At 53.0% G+C, this 18343-nt stretch carries 18 protein-coding genes; 6 read left to right on the forward strand and 12 right to left on the reverse strand.

The features are described 5' to 3' along the window. Positions 1–16: 16 nt before the first annotated feature. Genes GC101_RS08255 through GC101_RS08265 form a run of 3 tightly spaced genes read right to left on the reverse strand, consistent with a single transcriptional unit; the run spans position 17 to position 3350 of the window. The gene (locus GC101_RS08255; RefSeq protein ID WP_039295402.1) at positions 17–640 is read right to left on the reverse strand and encodes a DedA family protein; all 624 of its coding nucleotides are present in this window, start codon (positions 638–640) and stop codon (positions 17–19) included. A gap of 15 nt (positions 641–655) precedes the next feature. Beyond that, on the reverse strand, positions 656–2605 hold the full coding sequence (locus GC101_RS08260; RefSeq protein WP_171716813.1) for an FtsX-like permease family protein: 1950 nt from the start codon (positions 2603–2605) through the stop codon (positions 656–658). Then, entirely contained in the window at positions 2580–3350 is a 771-nt protein-coding gene (locus GC101_RS08265) for an ABC transporter ATP-binding protein (protein WP_171716814.1), read from the reverse strand. Before GC101_RS08265 ends, GC101_RS08260 begins: the two co-directional genes overlap by 26 nt. 246 nt (positions 3351–3596) lie before the next feature. On the opposite strand from GC101_RS08265, the gene GC101_RS08270 reads away from it, so the two are divergent. The 3 genes from GC101_RS08270 (at position 3597) to GC101_RS08280 (ending at position 5568) form a co-directional block, all read left to right on the forward strand. Then, positions 3597–4634, forward strand: a complete 1038-nt coding sequence (locus GC101_RS08270) for an NADH:flavin oxidoreductase/NADH oxidase (RefSeq protein ID WP_171716815.1) — start codon at positions 3597–3599, stop codon at positions 4632–4634. A gap of 95 nt (positions 4635–4729) precedes the next feature. Then, the gene (locus GC101_RS08275) at positions 4730–5164 is read left to right on the forward strand and encodes a MarR family winged helix-turn-helix transcriptional regulator (RefSeq protein ID WP_171716816.1); all 435 of its coding nucleotides are present in this window, start codon (positions 4730–4732) and stop codon (positions 5162–5164) included. Positions 5165–5292: 128 nt separating this feature from the next. Then, positions 5293–5568 carry a PQ-loop domain-containing transporter gene (locus GC101_RS08280; protein WP_039295394.1) on the forward strand — a complete coding sequence of 92 codons (276 nt, stop codon included), beginning with the start codon at positions 5293–5295 and terminating at the stop codon, positions 5566–5568. A gap of 23 nt (positions 5569–5591) precedes the next feature. Here GC101_RS08280 and GC101_RS08285 read toward each other — a convergent pair whose 3' ends face one another. Next, on the reverse strand, positions 5592–6566 hold the full coding sequence (locus tag GC101_RS08285) for a sensor histidine kinase (protein WP_171716817.1): 975 nt from the start codon (positions 6564–6566) through the stop codon (positions 5592–5594). Position 6567: 1 nt separating this feature from the next. Beyond that, positions 6568–7266, reverse strand: a complete 699-nt coding sequence (locus tag GC101_RS08290) for a response regulator transcription factor (protein ID WP_039295391.1) — start codon at positions 7264–7266, stop codon at positions 6568–6570. 171 nt (positions 7267–7437) lie between these two features. Between GC101_RS08290 and GC101_RS08295 the strand changes: the two genes are divergently transcribed. Then, on the forward strand, positions 7438–8172 hold the full coding sequence (locus GC101_RS08295; protein WP_171716818.1) for a class I SAM-dependent methyltransferase: 735 nt from the start codon (positions 7438–7440) through the stop codon (positions 8170–8172). A 751-nt stretch (positions 8173–8923) separates the two neighbouring features. On the opposite strand, the gene GC101_RS08300 is transcribed toward GC101_RS08295, so the two are convergent. The 6 genes from GC101_RS08300 to GC101_RS08325 form a co-directional block, all read right to left on the reverse strand. Continuing rightward, positions 8924–9721 carry a TIGR00266 family protein gene (locus tag GC101_RS08300; protein ID WP_171716819.1) on the reverse strand — a complete coding sequence of 266 codons (798 nt, stop codon included), beginning with the start codon at positions 9719–9721 and terminating at the stop codon, positions 8924–8926. A 435-nt stretch (positions 9722–10156) separates the two neighbouring features. Next, a complete protein-coding gene (locus GC101_RS08305; RefSeq protein WP_076245687.1) occupies positions 10157–10843 on the reverse strand; it encodes a YitT family protein in 687 nt (228 codons plus the stop codon). 314 nt (positions 10844–11157) lie between these two features. Next, on the reverse strand, positions 11158–11658 hold the full coding sequence (locus GC101_RS08310; RefSeq protein WP_042138790.1) for a Crp/Fnr family transcriptional regulator: 501 nt from the start codon (positions 11656–11658) through the stop codon (positions 11158–11160). Positions 11659–11801: 143 nt separating this feature from the next. Beyond that, on the reverse strand, positions 11802–13757 hold the full coding sequence (locus GC101_RS08315) for a PTS fructose transporter subunit IIABC (RefSeq protein ID WP_171716820.1): 1956 nt from the start codon (positions 13755–13757) through the stop codon (positions 11802–11804). Between the two features lie 44 nt (positions 13758–13801). After that, the gene (gene pfkB / locus GC101_RS08320) at positions 13802–14713 is read right to left on the reverse strand and encodes a 1-phosphofructokinase (RefSeq protein WP_171716843.1); all 912 of its coding nucleotides are present in this window, start codon (positions 14711–14713) and stop codon (positions 13802–13804) included. A 40-nt stretch (positions 14714–14753) separates the two neighbouring features. Then, positions 14754–15515, reverse strand: a complete 762-nt coding sequence (locus GC101_RS08325; RefSeq protein ID WP_171716821.1) for a DeoR/GlpR family DNA-binding transcription regulator — start codon at positions 15513–15515, stop codon at positions 14754–14756. A 400-nt stretch (positions 15516–15915) separates the two neighbouring features. Between GC101_RS08325 and GC101_RS08330 the strand changes: the two genes are divergently transcribed. Continuing rightward, on the forward strand, positions 15916–16215 hold the full coding sequence (locus tag GC101_RS08330) for a hypothetical protein (RefSeq protein ID WP_171716573.1): 300 nt from the start codon (positions 15916–15918) through the stop codon (positions 16213–16215). Positions 16216–16228: 13 nt separating this feature from the next. Here GC101_RS08330 and GC101_RS08335 read toward each other — a convergent pair whose 3' ends face one another. Next, entirely contained in the window at positions 16229–16702 is a 474-nt protein-coding gene (locus tag GC101_RS08335) for a general stress protein (protein ID WP_171716822.1), read from the reverse strand. 211 nt (positions 16703–16913) lie between these two features. Between GC101_RS08335 and GC101_RS08340 the strand changes: the two genes are divergently transcribed. Then, the gene (locus GC101_RS08340; protein ID WP_076245694.1) at positions 16914–18053 is read left to right on the forward strand and encodes an AI-2E family transporter; all 1140 of its coding nucleotides are present in this window, start codon (positions 16914–16916) and stop codon (positions 18051–18053) included. Positions 18054–18343 lie beyond the last annotated feature (290 nt).

Consider the following 18343-nt stretch of genomic DNA (forward strand, 5'->3'; position numbering starts at 1 on the left):
TTTGTTTGTTGAAAAATTATCCCCGGACCTTGCCGGCATTCAGTCTTTTACGGTAATACAGGAATCCGAGCAACAATAATCCTGCGGCAATGATGGCATATACTACACTGGAATAGGTGCCGATAATACCGGCAATATCCTCCCACGACTCTCCAAGCGCGGCCCCCAGCAGCACCAGCAGCACATTCCAGCCCAGCGTTCCAATCGTTGTAAACAGCATGAACACGCCGAATTTCATCCCGGACATCCCTGCGGGGATGGAGATCAGACTGCGTACGAGCGGAATCATCCGGCAGAAAAGCACGGTCCAGTAGCCGTATTTGTCAAACCAGGCATCCGCCTTGCGGATATCCTTCCCGCTGATCCGCAGCAGGCCGCCCCAGCGGTCTACGATCCGCTCCAGTCTGTCCACATCCAGCATCCGTCCGATCCAGTACAGAATCACTGCACCCAGCAGTGAACCGGCGGTTGAAGCGATCAGCACGCCGGGAATCGTCATGTCAGTCGTAGTGGTCATGAATCCGCCGAAGGGGAGAATGACCTCTGAGGGAATGGGCGGAAATACATTCTCCAGCGCCAGCATCAGAAAGATGCCGAAGTATCCGAACTGCTCCATAAAATCCGTAATCCATGTTTGCATATGCGGGCCTCCTGTTTAGAGCAGATTTTTCTTGAGATTGCGTAAATAACGGCTGCGGATGAAGAAGAAATAGATTCCCTGGGCTGCCAGATATCCGGCCAGCACTGCCCCTGTCTCGGCTGCAATCGACAGATAGAACAGGCGCTGCAGAGCAATGAAAGCAAAGACGCTGTGCAGGATGGCCAGCAGCACCGGAACGAAGAACATCAGGGCCAGCTGCTGAGTGACGCTGCGGTCCAGCTCCTGATCGGTGAAGCCCATTTTGGACAACGCAGAGTACTGGAAACGGTCATGCTCCAGATCCATGTACAGCCGGAAATACAGGAAGCTTCCTGCCGCGATGAAGAAAACGGTCCCCACCAGGAGGGAAGCAAATAGCATCGTACTATACAGAGTCCGCTGAATCTCAAACAGTGTTCCGCTGACCACGACAGCGTAATTTGCCCTATGCTCATAGGCGACCTTGCCGCCGTCCGCAAGACTTGAAGCAATGCCTACCGTCCGGGGGAAATCCTCCATGTAAAAGCCGTAGTAGATGTCCTGCTGGACCGGAACGATGGTGTTATAGAGACTGTCGCTGACCACCAGGCCGCTGAAATCTCCTCCGCCCCGCCCGTCCAGCTCCGGCAGCAGATATTCGGCAACCGGCACATGCTGTGTGTAGCCAACTTCCCGGATATCTGTTCCCTGCTCCAGCGTATAAGTGGCTTTGACACGCTCACTGATCAGGCTGCGGTCCCGCTGGGAGCCGATCATCACCAGACCGTCGTGGCCTTCCAGCGGAGGTTCAGAGGAATCGAAGCCGGCATATTGGAGAGCCAGCCTGTAGTCACTGTAAGCCATGAGCGGTAACCGTTCGGTATGGTCCGGTCCGCTCTGCGCGGCCACATCGGCATATTTCACCGGGATTGACAAGGTATCATACGTTAGTCCCAACTGCTTAAGCTCCGACTCGATGCCGTCCAAATCCTGCACTGCCGTGGAACTGGCCGCTCCGCCTTTGGCGACATAGCCTACGGCTGCGGGATAATCCAGCTTCAGCTCTCGTGACAAGGTATGGATCGAGGCGAAAACACCCACCGAAGTGAAAGATACCGCCGAGACAATGGTCACCATGAAGAACATCCGCCCGTTATCCTTCCAGCGGTACGATAAACCCGAGAAGGTGATAATCCGCATCCGCTGCCAATAGAAGTGCCGGAATCTTCTCAGCTGTTCCACCACGTATAAACTCAGCTGTGTATAGAACAGGTAGGTACCCACAACCGTGATAGCCACTACCGGGAACATCATCACCTCCACCGTGGTGGCTGTAGTCAGCACTGCCAGCACATAACCGCCCAGCAGCAGCAGTGCGGAGAGCAGCGCCTGCCAGCGGTGAACGTGCGGCTCCGCATCTCCTCTGCGTCCGCCTTGGAACATTCCCCGCGGCGACTCATTGCCGATAAAAAAGAAGGTGCACAGTGAGATCAGTACGAACAGCAGCATAAAGCTGATAATAGTCAGCACCGGTGCCTGCCAGCTTAGATGGAAATCCAGCGGGGGAATGCCGAGAAAGGCAGAGCCGATCATCAGGAACAGCTTGCCGAGCAGCATCCCAAGCAGTGTGCCGGTGAAGATGGCCGAGCCGCCGATCAGCATATTTTCCAGAAACACCATCTTGTTGAGCTGCTGCTTGGTCATGCCATGCATCAGCAGAATACCGAACTCCAGCTTGCGGGACTGCAGGAAGGAGCCGACGGATACCAGGACAAACAGCGAGCAGAAAACATAAATGATTCCTTCCGCCATCATCATTGTCTTAGCCGCCGTATCCAGAATGAGAGCTCCTGAAATAACAGGATGAAAGATAAACAACGCGCACAGGAAGAAAATCATCACCGAAAAGGCACTGCTGACGAAGTAAGCGGCATACTTGCGCTTGCTTCGGGTTACATTCCTATAGGCGAATTGCCGAAAGGTCATGGCCGGCTCCTCCCAGCAGTGACAGCATGTCGATGATATTCTGGAAGAAGGCGGCTCTGCTGCTGCCCCGGTACATCTCGCTGTAGAAGCGGCCGTCTTTGATAAAAATCACCCGGTGGCAAAAGCTCGCTGCCACCGCGTCATGCGTAACCATCAGCACTGTCGCTCCCTCGGCTTCGTTCACTTCAGCCAGCAGCCCCATCACTTCTTCCGACGCCTTGGAATCCAGGCTGCCGGTGGGTTCATCCGCCAGAATCAGCGAAGGGCGGTGGATCATCGCCCGGGCAATTGCTACACGCTGCATCTGGCCGCCGGAGATTTCATAGGTGCGTTTGTGAAGCAGCCCGGCAATATCCAGCCTGGAGGCCACTTCGGCTAGCCGCTTTTCCATTTCCGCAACGGAACTCCCGCTTAGCGTCAGCGGTAACACTACATTCTCTTCTACCGTGAGCGTGTCCAGCAGATTGAAATGCTGGAATACAAACCCCAGCTCCTTGCGGCGGAACAGCGCCTTCTCTTTACGGCCCAGCAGGTTAGGGTCCCGGCCGCTGATCATTACCTGGCCTGAGGTAGGTTCATCAATCGTCGCAATGACATTGAGCAGCGTGGTTTTGCCGCTGCCGGACGGGCCCATAATTCCGACGAATTCCCCTTTCTCTACGGCGAACCGGATATGGTTCAGCGCGTGAATGGATACCTTGCCTTCATATATTTTGGATAAATTGTGTACGTCTAATAGGGGCAAGGGCTACCGCTCCTCTTTCACCTGGATTGCTTACATTATACAAACTGTAAACTAATGCTGCTATTTCTGAAACTTACAGCTACCTTACAGTATTGTAAGCACAGTTGTAGTTGACAGTTGACAGTGCAGAGATAAGGCCTTATATTTAAATGCATGAGCATGCATATATTTTGTGGAGAGCCGATTTGTTACCTAATCCCCCTTCCGCATGCCAATTCCAAGTTAAACGAAGGAGCGCGACGAATAATGAAGGATCTGTTCACCCCCTATGAGATTAAGAGCCTGAAGCTGAAGAACCGGGTAGTTATGCCGCCCATGTGCCAGTATTCGGTCACCAATAAAGATGGAATCGCTACAGATTGGCATTATAACCATTATGTGAGCCGTGCAGTCGGCGGTGCCGGACTGATTATTGTAGAGATGGCTGATGTTGAACCGGATGGCCGTATCACCGACTATGATCTGGGACTCTGGTCCGATGAACAGATCCCTGCTCTGGCTCGTATCGTAGAGGCAAGTCATGCCCACGGCGCCAAAGTAGGTATTCAGGTTGCCCATGCCGGACGCAAGGCCGAGGATGCCGTGCTTCCTGTCTCCTCTTCCGCTATTCCTTTTGACGATAAGTCCACTACTCCGCATGCCTTGACTACGGAAGAAGTGAAAGCTATGGTAGGCAAATTCAAGCTGGGTGTGCAGCGGGCTGTCCAGGCCGGCTTCGATGTCATTGAGCTGCATGGTGCCCACGGCTATCTGATTCACCAGTTCCACTCACCGCTGACCAACCAGAGAACGGATGAGTACGGACAGGACCGGACGCTGTTCGGCCGGGAAGTGATTGCTGCCGCGAAGAGCGTAATGCCTGAGGGCATGCCGCTGATCATGCGCATATCCGCGCAGGAATACGTTGAGGGCGGCTACGGGCTCACCGAGAGCCTGGAAATCAGCAGAGCTTATAAGGAAGCCGGAGCGGATATCTTCCACATCAGTGCAGGCGGTGAAGGCCCGATAGCTGCAGCCGGCAGACCGGGCACACATGCTGCCTATCAGGTGCCGCTGGCCAGAGCTATCAAGCAGGAGCTGAATGTGCCGGTGATTGCCGTCGGCCGGCTGGATGAAGCGGTACTCGCCAATGCGGTCATCGGCAATGAAGAGGCTGATCTCGTAGCGGTTGGACGGGGCATGCTGAGAAATCCTTACTGGACGCTGGAAGCTGGTGTAGTGCTCGGCAAAGAAGCGGGCGTTCCCAAGCAGTATGAGTTCGGGTTTCCCCGCGCCGCCAAATAATTGAGCATTCCCTGCGGTGTCCTTCTCTTCTTCCAGATGATATACTAAAGTGAAATTTATATTCATGAATGGCATGCACCGGGAGGATTGAAGACATGAAGAACACCCCTGCAAATGACCTGATAACCAGCTGGTTGTCACTCTCTCATATACAAATGAATGTTGCCGCTGCACTTGAAGCAAAGCTGGTGGAGAACTATCAGTTATCGCTCAAGGAGTTCTACGTACTGCTGTTTCTGTCCGAGGCACCCGAGAAGAAGCTGAAGCTCCAGCAGCTTGAGTCCATGGTCGGGCTGAGCCAGAGCGCCGTATCCCGGCTGGTCAGCCGGTTCGAAGCCAAAGGCTGCGGCGCGCTGGAGCGCAAGGTCTGTGATGATGACCGCAGAAGCATCTATACTTCTTTGACTGACATCGGTCAGAATAAGGTCGACCGGGCGCAGGTGACCGTAAATGAAGTGCTGCAGGAAGCCTTTCCTGTAGCCGATATACAGCAGCTGCTGGAACAGCTTGTGCAGCTGAAACAGCAATAGACCCGGGCAGAGCGCCTGCCGGGTGAACCCGCTGTCCCTTACAGGGGCGGCGGTTTTTTGATATGCACCGAACCTGATATGCCCCCTGAGCATACAACGTACTAAACGAAGAATAGCGGGGTGTACGCATGTTGTTCACGGTTATGCAGCTGATTGGCGGTATCATTCTCTCTGTGGGCTGGATTCCACAAATTCTGCAAATCATCAAGACCCGGTCTGTCGCAGACCTTAGCCTGAAGTCCTACCTGCTGATGCTGCTGGGCATCGCTCTTATGGAAGCCTATGCGGTTAACCTGGCCGCTCAGGGGGTCGGACTCGCTTTTCTGATTACCAATACCCTGTCGCTGGCGGTCGTATCAACGGTCGTCCTCCTGATTATCCGCTACCGGGCCGGCAGCAGGTAGAGCCGAACTGCCTCCCGCTTGTATCAAAATATAATCCGCACTGCCGTCCCCTTGCCCACCTCCGAGGTAATCTCCACCTCATGCTCCAGCTTGCCGCAGATCTGCTTCACCAGATACAGGCCCATGCCGGTGGATTCCTGAAAGCTGCGCCCGTTGACGCCGGTAAAATAAGGATCGAATACCCGCGGCAGGTCACCCGGAGGGATGCCCACGCCTTCATCGCGCACCTCCAGCACAGCCCTGCCCTGCTCCTCTAAATACCCGTGGAAATGCACAAACTTCCCCTCCTCCACTGTATAGCGCAGGGCATTGGTTATTAGCTGAGTTATGACGAAGGACAGCCATTTCTCGTCCGATGTAATCGAAACCCCGCTCTCCACAGAAATCACCGGAAACACCCGCTTACGGATGAACAGCCTTTTCTGTTCCGAGGTCACGCTCCGCACCACGGCCGAGAGCTCCAGCCGCTCGACATAGAAATCATGTTCAAAGGTATCCAGCCGGGCGGTGTAGAGCACCGTTTCCAGCCCTTTCTTCAGCCGGTCCAGCTCATCGCCGATGGCCGTGAACGGAGGACCGTCTTTATCCTGTATCATCAGATGAATCACCGAAAGCGGCGTCTTCATGCCATGCACCCACTGGTTGATGAAGTGAATATGCTCCTCCAGCTTGTGGCGGTAGTTGTGCAGGTCGTTCTGGTACAGCCGGAACTGCTGGGTCAGCAGCATACGCAGACTCCCGGCCAAAGGCGTGTTCTGCGCCGGCCCGCCGGATTCCTCGAGCGATGCCGGCACCGTCATAAGCCGCTCATAGAATGTACGGTTTGCGAGATACCGGTAGGCAAGATAACCCAGCAGCAGAATTGTACTGAGCAGCGCCGCGTACAGGCTTACCGTGACTCCGCTCCCCCCGTCCAGCCGGTAGACAAGCGTAATTATCATAAGCTGGGCCAGATAGACGATGATCAAAGGCGATTGTTCCCGTATGAACAGCTTCATGTTACCCCTCCTCCCAATTCCCGGTGAGCCTGTACCCTTGACCGCGCACTGTCTGCAGTCCCTCCATAATATCCAGCGCAGCCAGCTTCTTGCGTACCCGGGTTACATAGACGTTCAGCGTGTTGTCATCCACAAAAGCTTCGGTATCCCAAATCTTCTCCAGCAGCCGGTCACGCGTAACGAGGGTACCGGATTTCTGCATCAGCTCATCAAGAATCTTGGCCTCGGTGTGGCTAAGGTCGATTCTGGCCCCGCCCCGCGTCAGGATCAGGCGTTCTACGTCCAGCATCAGTCCTGAAACGGTGAGGCTGCGTTCCGTGCCGCCCCCGGCGTAGGAGCCGTAAGCGCGGCGCAGGTGACTTTTGATTTTGGCCATCGCAATCTCGTAATCAAAAGGTTTCGTGATATAATCATCCGCGCCATTCTCCAGCGCCATGACCTGATCCATCTTCCCGTCGCGTGCGGAGATGAACAGAATGGGACAGGTCGAGACCGCACGGATCTGGCGGCACCAATAATATCCGTCGAATTTGGGCAGGTTCACATCCAGCAGTACCAGTTGCGGGGCAAACGCCTCGAACTCGGTCCGTACCGCTTCAAAATCATGCACCGCCCGTGTTTCGTATCCAAACTTATGTAAGTAGTCCTGGAGCAGGGTTACCAGTCCCTTGTCATCCTCAATGATAAATATTTTGAACATCATAGCCCTCCGGTTGCCGCCTTAAGTAGTCTAAGGGGTTTGCCCCATAATATATACAGTACCTGCGTTCCAGTCAAATCTGCGGTATACTTTCCGGGAAGCGGTGAATGCCAGTGCAATTCCTGTTTCTAAAAAAGAACGGGCTTAACGACCGTTACGGAGGTATACCGTATGAAGCAAAACAAATATGATGAGGCCAGCTTTTTTGAAAATTACAGCCGGATGCCGCGCTCCACAGGGGGACTTGAGTCCGCCGGAGAATGGGGGAATTTCCGCACGCTGCTGCCTGACCTGCAGGGTCAGCGGGTACTGGATCTGGGCTGCGGCTTCGGCTGGCACTGCCGGTATGCCCGTGAGCAAGGGGCCGTATCTGTAGTGGGCATCGATCTTTCCGCGAATATGCTGGAGCGGGCCAGGGCGATGACCCGCGATCCGAAGATTGAATACCTCCAGCTGGCAATTGAAGATGCCGCTTTCGGTGCGGATGAATTCGATACAGTCATCAGTTCACTTGCCATTCACTATGTAGAGGATTTCGCCAGCCTCTGCCGCCAGGTCTACTATTGCCTGAAGCCTGGCGGAGCCTTCGTGTTCTCGGTCGAGCATCCCATCTTCACCGCGCTCGCCGCGCAGGATTGGCATTACGGCCCTGAAGGCGGGAAGCAGCATTGGCCTGTTGACAATTATCATCTCGAAGGACCGAGGCAGGCTAGTTTCCTCGATCATGAAGTTACGAAGTACCACCGTAATGTTGCTACCTACATTAATACGCTGATCGGTTCCGGCTTCACCCTGACCCGGATCTCCGAGCTGCAGCCGACTGCGGATATGCTGGAGAACAATGCTGCCTGGCAGGAGGAAACCCGGCGTCCAATGTTCCTGCTGCTCTCTGCGGTGAAGAATTAGCCGGTATAGCGTTTGAGAAACAAAGTTGCTGGAGGGCGAGGCAGGGTGAGGCTTCGCAGGCGCGGCTGGCTGGAGCTCCGAAGGCGAGGCCCGGGGGAGCTTCGCGGGCGAGGCCCGGGGGAGCTTCGTGGGCGAGGCCCGGGGGAGCTTCGCGGGCGAGGCCCGGGGGAGCTTCGTGGGCGAGGCTGGGTGGAGCTTCGCGGGCGAGGCTGGGTGGAGCTTCGCGGGCGAGGCTGGGTGGAGCTTCGTGGGCGAGGCTGGGCGGAGCCTCGAGGGTGAGGCGGAGCTCAGTATGCGCGCATTTGCTCTAGCAGAGGCCGGTGGGTTCTTCATAACTCACTCATCAGCTTGTTGAGGACTGAGATTCCGTTATTTGTGCAAAACGGGTAATTTCACAGGGCAAGCGGACTCAGATTCCGTTATGGGGCCGGTTATTGCTCCTTTTGAGCTGAAATCAACAGGATAACGGAATCTCAGTCCGTTTCAGCCGCAAAAGAAGGCCTTTCCGGGAAATAGGGGCCTCTCAGTCCGCTTCCCTCCGCAGACCAAACAGCCGCCTCCCGGGAATCCGGCGAGGCGGCTGTTGCACTTACCAGGGAATCCCGTGAAGATGCGGCTGCATTCCGGGGAATCCGGCGAAGCTGCTGCTGCGTTCCGGGGGAATCCGCCTCGCAGGGTTCCGCGGAACCCTGCGAGGCGGCAAATTGTTACGGTTGAATTTGGATTGCCGGCTAATTCATCGCCGCTCCATTTACTTGCCGTCCAGCAGATTGCCCAATCCGCCGAGGATGCTGCCCTCTTCCTTGCGCCCGGAAGGTCCGGCGGCCGACAGAATACGGTCAGCCATCCGGCTGAACGGCAGCGACTGCACCCACACTTTGCCCGGTCCGCGCAGGGTGGCAAAGAACATTCCTTCGCCGCCGAAGAGCGCAGTCTTCACACCTTTCACCATCTCGATATTATAATCGACAGAGGATGTCATGGCGACGAGACAACCGGTGTCGAGCTTGATGGTCTCTCCAGGCTGCAGCGTCCGCTCCAGCACATGACCGCCCGAGTGAACGAAGGAGAGTCCGTCTCCTTCGAGCTTTTGCATGATGAAGCCTTCACCGCCGAAGAAGCCCGCCCCCAGCCTGCGCTGGAATTCAATGCCGATCGACACGCCTTTGGCTGCGCAGAGGAAGGAATCCTTCTGGCAGATGATTTTGCCGCCGTATTGCTGAAGATCCAGCGGAATAATCTTGCCCGGGTACGGGGCGGCAAAGGTTACGCTCTTGCGTCCATATGCCCCGCTGTGCGTGAAGACGGTCATGAACAGGCTTTCCCCGGTCAGCAGCCGTTTGCCTGCTCCCTTCAGCATGCCCATCAGTCCGCCGCCGCCCCGCGAGTTGCCGCTGCCGTCACCAAAGATCGTCTCCATCGTAATCTCCGGGTCCATCATCATGAAGCTGCCCGCTTCGGCAATCACGCTCTCCCCCGGGTCGAGCTGCACCTCCACACACTGAATTTCCTCACCCATAATCGCATAGTCAATTTCGTGAGCACTCATTCCCTTACATCCTCCCTCTACATTCTGAGCATAGTGTGACCTCGGGCCTTGCAGTTTGAATGAAATATATACGCGCGCTCACACCTCACGGTTTCAGTATCCGGGGACACCCGGGAGGTGAATGTGCGACCTGTTGCGCAGACGAATATGTACACATTTTACCGAAAACAAATTAACAGAAGATAATATGCCAAAATGTTGCAGATATTACAACTTCGATTCACTAATGCCGGGGTGTGCGGACGAATTGTTGTAGGAAATACAAGAATCCTCTCGGTAATTGGCTTGGTGGGGGCAGAATGCTGCATTTCATACAACAATTTCCGGTTACGGTCGATATAACGGGCGGAATGTTGTATTCTGTGCAGGATTTCTCAAAAAAAAGACCAGCTGGACTTAAGTCCGCTGACCTTTCATCATCCCCGTATACGGGGTTCACATTGCATTGTTCACATTCACCGCGCCATCCTGAGTCTTGGCTAGTGGAGATGAAATCTTCGGAGCCTTGACCAGCTTCGGTCTGCCCAGAGAGGTTGTAAAAGTAATCACATATCCGGCCACAACTACAGCCATCACTGTGTACAGGGTCTCTCTTAACGGCATATAGAAGAGGGACAATGCCAGAACAATTACATCCATCAGGATAAATACGGTTCCTACCTTAATTCCTTTCCATTCACTGATCAGCAGCGACAGTATATCGTCCCCGCCGCTCGCCCCGCCGCCTCGCAGGACCATACCTGCTCCTAGACCTGTCAGTACACCTGACAACAATGCCGCAAGCGGCAAGTTATCCTGCAGATCAATAACCCATCCGGAATAGCGTTCCATCAGTCCGTAGAATACCGTGAAGGCTGCTACAGAGATGAAGGTGTTCACCACGAACGATTTTCCTTTGAATATGATTGCGATTAAGAGTACTGGAATGTCTAAAATCAGGATCGATAGTGATGGTGAAATCCCTAGCACATATTTGCCGAGCAGCGATAGCCCTACGAACCCGCCCTCAGTCAAATGGTTCTGATAATTGATGTGATAATACGTAAATGCAAGCAATAGTGTTCCGGACAAAATAACGGCTAATCGGAGCGGCATACTCATGCCACTGTCTTGTTTCCTCATACTCGGTCTCCCCTTATCGTAAATGGCGGCTAGACGTCCCACCAGCCTCTACGAGGGGTTAAACCGGAGGTGTTGCTCCTTCGCATACAATACTCCTTCCCTCATAGAGGCGGCTTCGTCAATTAACAACGGTACGCGCACATTCTACAGGGAAGCTAAGTATAAGACAGATCATAACGTTTCCAAATCGTCCTTTGGGGAATCGTCCTTCGGGGACACATGGTATCCTGATCCTTTCTTTAGTTTGATATGTTCTGAATAGATTATACCACGCGGAAGGGGCAGTCTAAACAGTTTCCATTAAAAATAAGCAATCAGCCCTGATTCCGCAGCAAACGGTTGACAGTTTCCCGGCGTACACCTATTAATTGCCCGATCTCTTCCTGTGTCAGCAGGTCTGTCAGCTGTGCGCCATGAGAGTATTCGTTCAGCCAGCGGGTCAGCAGCGCCATGCGTTCCCCGGGCGTTCCGACTGTAAGATGGTCGAGCCGTGTCTGCATGAACCGCACCTTCTCCTGGAGCAGAAGCGCGATCTCCATCACCTTCTCAGGGTCCTCCCGCAACTCCCGGTACCATTCCGCAGCGGGAATGAGCTCGACCTCACTTTTCATCATCGCCACCGCTGTTCCATGCGCCTCCTTCGGCGAAATGAGGGAATGATGGGGAACTGTCTCACCCGGATACAGCAGGTTGAACAGCACCATGTTCCCGTTCTCATGTAGTCTTGTCACCTTGAACAGTCCGCTTTTCACCCGGTACAGGTTCTGGCCGCCGTCACCCTGACGGAACAAGACTTCCCCTTTGTGCAGAATCATTTCGCATTCTCCTTTGCCTTCTCTTTATATATATTTTTAATTATACCGAAATACGACATTAAAATGGAGCGTGCAAACAAAGAAACCGTATGAATGCAGAATGTTGCTCTGCTTCCATACGGTTCAGGACAGGAATGATTATGTTATTTCAATGCGAGCGGCTTCTTCCAGAGGCCCAGCATCAGCCCGGAAATGACGGAGCCGATCAGGACGGCCAGCAGGAACAGCAGCGCGTTACTGGATAAGAAGGCTACGAACACGCCTCCATGCGGCGCAGGAACATTGATATTCCACAGCTGGGTCAGTCCGCCGGCTACGGCTGAACCCACGATACAGGAAGTGAGCACACGGAGCGGATCGGCTGCAGCAAACGGAATGGCGCCTTCGGTGATGAACGATAAGCCCAGCACGTAGTTGGTCAAACCGGACTTGCGTTCGGTATCCGAGAATTTATTCTTGAAGAAGGTAGTGGCCAGGGCGATTGCCAGCGGAGGCACCATCCCTCCGGCCATAACAGCAGCCATCATCAACCCGTTCGTGTTTCCGCTTGAAGTGAATACGCCAATAGCGAAAGTGTATGCTGCTTTATTGAACGGACCGCCCATATCGATGGCCATCATACCGCCAAGCACCAATCCCAGCAGTACCTTGTTGCCTGTACCAAGATGGTTAAGCGCATCAATCATACCTTCATTGATCCAGCTGAACACCGGATTGAACAGATAGAACATAACTGCGCCGGTAATAAGCAAGCTGAATACCGGATACAGGAGAATCGGTTTCAGACCGTCAAGGGTACGCGGCAGGCCAGAGAAGGCTTTGCGGAGCATAACAACCACATAACCGGCCAGGAAACCGGCAGCCAGGCCGCCGAGGAAACCGGCATTGGCATTCAGGGCCATGATCCCGCCGACCATACCAGGCATCAGTGCCGGACGATCGCCGATGCTAAGTGCGATAAATCCGGCCAGGATTGGAATCAGGAAGTGGAACGCCCCGTCTCCTCCGCCGATCGTCTGCAGCAGCTTCACCAGCGGATTATCGACACTGGCTACCTGTTCAATCAGGAAGGAGATCGCCAGCAGAATCCCGCCGCCCACTACGAACGGCAGCATGTGGGAGATGCCATTCATCAGGTCTTTATAAATCTTGCTTCCGATTGTACCGGACTTCGCCGATGCGGCACCATCCTCATTACGGCCGGAGCTGCGGTAGATTGGCGCATTGCCTTGGACCGCGATGCGGATTAATTCCTCTGACTTGCGGATTCCATCGCTTACGGGACGCTGAAGTACAGGCTTGCCGTTGAAGCGGTCCATCTCCACGTTCTTGTCCGCAGCGATAATAACTCCGCTTGCCCGGGCAATCTCATCCGCAGTCAGCACATTCTGCGCACCTTCAGAACCGTTCGTCTCTACACGGATGTTAACTCCCATCTCTTTGGCTTTCTTCTTCAGGGCATCTTCAGCCATGTAGGTATGGGCAATTCCCGTAGGACATGCTGTCACAGCCACAACAAAGCTCTGCGAATCCGGGTTCCCGGTGATCATCCGTGCAGGTTCAGCCTGCGGCGCCGCTGTCTTCCGGGCTTCTTGCTCCGCAGCTGCCTTAGCTTCCGCTTCCGCTTCCGCCTGAGCTTCGGCCTCAGCTTGCTTGGCATCGAACAAGCGCGTTACTTCAGCAGGAGTCTTGGCACTCATGAGCTGCTCGATGAATTCGCTTTCAATGAGCAGCCTTGACAATGCAGCCAGTGTGCGCAGGTGCATATTTCCAGCTCCGTCCGGCGCAGCGATCATGAAGAACAAATGAGCCGGCGCTTCATCCAGGGAAGCAAAATCTAGTCCGGCGCTGCTCTTGGCGAACACAACCGTCGCTTCATTCACAGCTTTAGTCTTGGCATGAGGCATGGCGATGCCTCCGCCAATTCCGGTGCTGGACTGGGCTTCACGGTCCAGTATCTTTTCTTTGAACAGCTTCACGTCATTAATGCGTCCGCTGGCCGCGAGGCTGGCAATCAGTTCGTCGATCGCCGCTTCCTTCGTTGTAGCCTGCAGCTCCATAATCATAGTTTCCTGTATCATCAAATCTGTAATTTTCATTAATCTCAACTCCCCGTTTTACTTAAAATCTTTCATGATCTCGTTTACAGCTGGGAAATTACAACGAGCGGCCGAAGCTGTTCAATCTTCTGTCTGTCTGCCAGATCGTCCGAGAATGCCGTTGCGCTTCCTGAGGCGACGCCGGCACGGAATGCCTCCAGCACATCTCCGGTCAGCGACAAGGTCCCCACAAACCCGGCGATCATGGAATCTCCAGCACCTACTGAATTCTTCACCTGCCCCGCAGGAGCACCCGCATGGTAGACACCTTGCTCGGAAATAAACAATGCGCCTTCGCCGGCCATCGATACCAGCACATGCCTGGCCCCCGCATCCAGCAGCTTACGCCCGTAGGTAATAATCTCCGCCCTGGTGCTGATCTGAGCGCCGAACAGCTCTGCCAGCTCATGGTGATTCGGTTTGACAAGCAGCGGTCCCATGGGCAACGCGTCTTTCAGCGCCTGTCCCGTTGTGTCAATTACAAACTCTGCCCCCTTCTGTTTGCATACTGCGATCAGCCTGCTATAGAAATCTCCGCCAAGTGACGGTGGAGTACTTCCCGACAGAATAACAACATCCCCCTGCTTCAGGGCATCCAGCTTGTGCAGCAGAGAAGCGGTCTCGGGCTGCGAAATCTCCGGTCCGGCTCCGTTAATTTCCGTCTCTTCCCCGGCTTTCAGCTTGATATTGATCCGGGTATCATCCGCTATATGAACGAAATCACTTGCAATCATCTCCTGGCGCAGCCACTGTTCAATATATTCGCCCGTAAAACCGCCAAGGAATCCGGTTGCCGTATTCTCGACCCCCAGCTGCTTCAGTACGCGGGATACATTGATTCCCTTCCCTCCGGGCAGCTTCATATCCCGTTTCATCCGGTTTAACCCGCCTAGTGTAAACTCTTCAACCTCCACGATATAATCGACGGAAGGATTAAGTGTCACTGTATAAATCATCATTTATCCCTCATTTATAATGTTTGTCTTCTTCTCACACTCACACCAATGTATAATCAACGTCCATCTTCTCCAGCTCCCGGCGGAAGTTATCCGGCGTATCCGTATCAAGAATGCAGTGATCCATCTCCTGCAGATCCGCCACTTTACAAAAGGAGATTTGCCCGATCTTGCTATGGTCTGCGAGCAGAATAGTCTGCTTTGCGACAGCAATCATTTTACGCTTGGTTGCAGCCTCCAGCATATTCGGAGTTGTGATGCCCTCACGTATATCCAGCCCGTTGGTTCCAAGGAAGGCTTTGTCTACCCGAACCATATCCAGTGAGCGTTCTGTCATCGGTCCGACAAAAGCCATCGTGTCCGGCCGCAGCATTCCGCCTGTAATCGAAACTTCGATATGGCGGCAATCCTTCAGCTCATTAAGCGCCATAATCGAGTTGGTGATGACCTTGAGATTACGGAATGATTTCAGCGCCCGGGCAATATGCAGCGTAGTCGTTCCGCCATCCAGAAGAATAGCATCGCCTTCCTCAATCATCTCCACAGCCTTGCGGGCAATCCGCAGCTTCTCATCAAGGAACCGGTCTTCCTTATCCGGAACAGCCGCTTCAAAATTCACACTCTGCAGGGATACCGCCCCGCCATGCGTACGCTTCAGCAGCCGCGCTTCCTCAAGCTCCTTGAGATCTCGGCGGACCGTTGATTCTGAGACGGACAGCTCCTGGCTCAGCTCCTGAACCGATGCTCTTGTATGGTTCTCAATAAACTGCAGAATACTCAGCTTCCGTTCTTCTTCAAACATGCGCTTCACTCCTCGGACTTGCAGCACGTGCTGCCGGATTCCTTTTATACACAATCGTCTATTTGTGTTCGGGCTTATTGTTAATTGAATTTGAATAAAAGCTCATTCGTGACTGATATTGATCATTTCTGCTCATTTATGATTGTAACAGCGTTTTCATAAACTGTAAAGTGCTTTTTTATCCGCTTATTTTTCACGAAAAAAGCTTATAATATCCCTTATACAGTGGCTTTTTCCGTTATCCGCTGATCGAATGGCTGCATGGATGCTCATCTCTGCTCATTTCATCCTGAAAGGGTCAAATAGCGGCAGCAGCAAATAACCACCCGAACGCCTATTTCACAAACGCGGTCATCGACATATTTTATATTACATATGGGGAAAAGCGGGTGAACAGGAGATGGCCTATAACAATAATAATTATGGATCCGGCTATACAGGCGGTAACAACAATAACACTAGCGGAGGTGCGGGCAAATCCTCCCCTGCAGAAGCTGAAGAACTCAGTGCCGAAGACTATGCAATCATTGCCGCAGGTTTTGGGGCATTAGGTGAAATCTTTGCTTTTCTCTCCCTGGTCAAAGCCAAACAAGTCACCAAAGAAACCGGAGGACAGGCAGGCTTTGAAGTGGACCCTATTCTATTCGTACAATCACGAAAAAAAAAAGCAGCCAGACGAAAATCCCGCCGGCCGCGTTGATATATTCTTTTGCTTATGAAATCTTCAAAGGGAGAACCTGATGCTTGGCGAATATAGAGTCCACTTTCTCGCGTTGCTCCTCCTCATCAAGGAAGACAATGACTATAATATGCTCCAGCTCGGCATGCCTGGCATAAGCCTCCGCATCCTCCTGCGGAATGCCAATACCGATCAGACTTACAGTAAGACCATCCGTTTCAATATCGGCTCCAGCCAGTTTGCGTGCAGCCGGACCCGCAGCCACAGCAGTATCGGCCAGCATATCCAGTCCCACTCCTAACCCGCGGGCTGTACCGAACAAGCCCTCATTGCCTTCCCCGCTCTGCGTAGCACCAATTCCGGTATCATGGGTGATGATCTCCAGCGTATTTTTCTGCTTCGTGACTGCAGATATATTCTTCGATTTGATTCCATTCTCTTTCAATTCCCCAATCGCCAGTGCAGCATCGCTCCGATGTCCAAAAATCCCGAGTACCAATGTAGGCATCTAACATCCCTCCTGTTATTGCGATATTACCACTCTGCCTGCAGCTTGAACCTGACGGGAAGTCTCTGCGTTAGTGAATCATTCTCTCCTAATTCGGTTATAAAGATAGAATCAGGCAAATGATATACAGCAGTCTTTTAAAATAAGATAGAACGCTGCTGCTCCTGATGCGTATACATAAACATAAATCAAGAGATTGGGGGGGGCTGCTGTGCTTCAAAGCAAATATTTCCGGACATGCCTGGCCATTATCGCCTTTTTGACGATACTGTATCTGGGTTCCAAAGTTATTTTCCTATTTACGCCGCTCGTATCCATCTTTAATCTGCTGCTTGTGCCAATGATGCTGTCGGGCTTCATGTATTATCTGCTCCGCCCGCTCGTCAACTTCCTGGAGACCAAAAAACTTGGACGTGCACTCTCGATTCTCCTAATCTATCTCGTCTTCATCGGTTTGTTCGTACTGTTCTGGGTGCTGGTCTGGCCGACCCTGCGTGAACAAATCCAGAATTTCATCGATAATACGCCGTATCTGGTAGAGGGGCTGCAGAATCAGTTCAACAAAATCCAGAATGATCCGTCCTTCTCACGTTTCTTCAAAGGCGATACCGATTTAACAACAAGGCTTACAGAGTACGTAAATAGCGCCATCACTTGGGTGACTAATTCCATGTCCAACCTGATCGGTGTCATCTCCAGTATTGTAGTAGTCATTGCTACACTGCCGATTATTCTCTATTACATGCTGAAAGATGGATATAAGCTGTCACCGATTCTTCAAGGCCTGATTCCAAGAAAGTACCGCAAGGAAGGCCAGGATATGCTGAAGGATATCGACAGTGCGCTAAGCGGCTTCATCGTTACGCGCGTCCTGCTGAATGTGGTGCTGGGCATCATGCTCTACATCGGATTTCTGTTTATCGGCCTGCCGTATTCACTACTGCTAGCCGTTATTTCCATTCCGCTTAACTTCATTCCTTATGTCGGCTCATTGCTGGCAGCGATTCCGGTTATTATCGTAGGATTCATTGAATCCCCTTCGATGGCACTCTGGTCTCTGATCATCATCGTCGTTGCCCAGCAGATTCAGGACAATGTGCTGTCACCGATTATCTATGGTAAATCTCTGGATGTACATCCGCTGACAACCGTTGTGCTTGTCCTGATAGGCGGCGACTTCTTCGGCATTATCGGTGTGCTCATTGCGCTGCCTGTATATATGATTCTCAAAATCCTCTTCCTGCGGATTTATGAAATCATTATCGCTGAGCGTGAGGATGATCCGGGCGGTCCCGGGCCTATAGCACCGGCAGGGATTGAGGTCGAGATTGTTAAGGAAGAGCAGTTGTAGTTCAGTTGTAGTTCAGTTGTAGTTGAGTTAAACCTGCTTTGAGCGTTAAATTTCAAGACTGAATTCGCCCAAAGGGCGCGTCCGGCTGGAGCGATGGGCGCTGTGCAAGCTAATACAAGCTCATGCAGGCCATGAAGCTTATAAGACGACCACACATCGCTCCACTTAGACTATCGCTGGGATAGCATCCGGTGGAATCAAGAGCACTAATGCTCCTCATTTGCTCATTTGGTACGCATCCGGTGGAATCAGAGGGATTTATCCCTTTAATTTCATCAATCCGTCCACTT

Source organism: Paenibacillus phytohabitans, from assembly GCF_013141775.1.
Lineage (GTDB): Bacteria > Bacillota > Bacilli > Paenibacillales > Paenibacillaceae > Paenibacillus_AQ > Paenibacillus_AQ phytohabitans.

Excerpts from the sequence above, each read along its gene's own strand:
- GC101_RS08310 (WP_042138790.1), bottom strand. The coding sequence starts at position 11,658 with ATGATTCTGCACAAAGGGGAAGTCTTGTTCCGTCAGGGTGACGGCGGC.
- GC101_RS08290 (WP_039295391.1), bottom strand. The coding sequence starts at position 7,266 with ATGTTCAAAATATTTATCATTGAGGATGACAAGGGACTGGTAACCCTG.
- GC101_RS08330 (WP_171716573.1), top strand. The coding sequence starts at position 15,916 with ATGGCCTATAACAATAATAATTATGGATCCGGCTATACAGGCGGTAAC.
- GC101_RS08260 (WP_171716813.1), bottom strand. The coding sequence starts at position 2,605 with ATGACCTTTCGGCAATTCGCCTATAGGAATGTAACCCGAAGCAAGCGC.
- pfkB (WP_171716843.1), bottom strand. The coding sequence starts at position 14,713 with ATGATTTATACAGTGACACTTAATCCTTCCGTCGATTATATCGTGGAG.
- GC101_RS08280 (WP_039295394.1), top strand. The coding sequence starts at position 5,293 with ATGTTGTTCACGGTTATGCAGCTGATTGGCGGTATCATTCTCTCTGTG.
- GC101_RS08335 (WP_171716822.1), bottom strand. The coding sequence starts at position 16,702 with ATGCCTACATTGGTACTCGGGATTTTTGGACATCGGAGCGATGCTGCA.
- GC101_RS08325 (WP_171716821.1), bottom strand. The coding sequence starts at position 15,515 with ATGTTTGAAGAAGAACGGAAGCTGAGTATTCTGCAGTTTATTGAGAAC.
- GC101_RS08300 (WP_171716819.1), bottom strand. The coding sequence starts at position 9,721 with ATGAGTGCTCACGAAATTGACTATGCGATTATGGGTGAGGAAATTCAG.
- GC101_RS08295 (WP_171716818.1), top strand. The coding sequence starts at position 7,438 with ATGAAGCAAAACAAATATGATGAGGCCAGCTTTTTTGAAAATTACAGC.
- GC101_RS08255 (WP_039295402.1), bottom strand. The coding sequence starts at position 640 with ATGCAAACATGGATTACGGATTTTATGGAGCAGTTCGGATACTTCGGC.
- GC101_RS08285 (WP_171716817.1), bottom strand. The coding sequence starts at position 6,566 with ATGAAGCTGTTCATACGGGAACAATCGCCTTTGATCATCGTCTATCTG.
- GC101_RS08270 (WP_171716815.1), top strand. The coding sequence starts at position 3,597 with ATGAAGGATCTGTTCACCCCCTATGAGATTAAGAGCCTGAAGCTGAAG.
- GC101_RS08275 (WP_171716816.1), top strand. The coding sequence starts at position 4,730 with ATGAAGAACACCCCTGCAAATGACCTGATAACCAGCTGGTTGTCACTC.
- GC101_RS08305 (WP_076245687.1), bottom strand. The coding sequence starts at position 10,843 with ATGAGGAAACAAGACAGTGGCATGAGTATGCCGCTCCGATTAGCCGTT.
- GC101_RS08315 (WP_171716820.1), bottom strand. The coding sequence starts at position 13,757 with ATGAAAATTACAGATTTGATGATACAGGAAACTATGATTATGGAGCTG.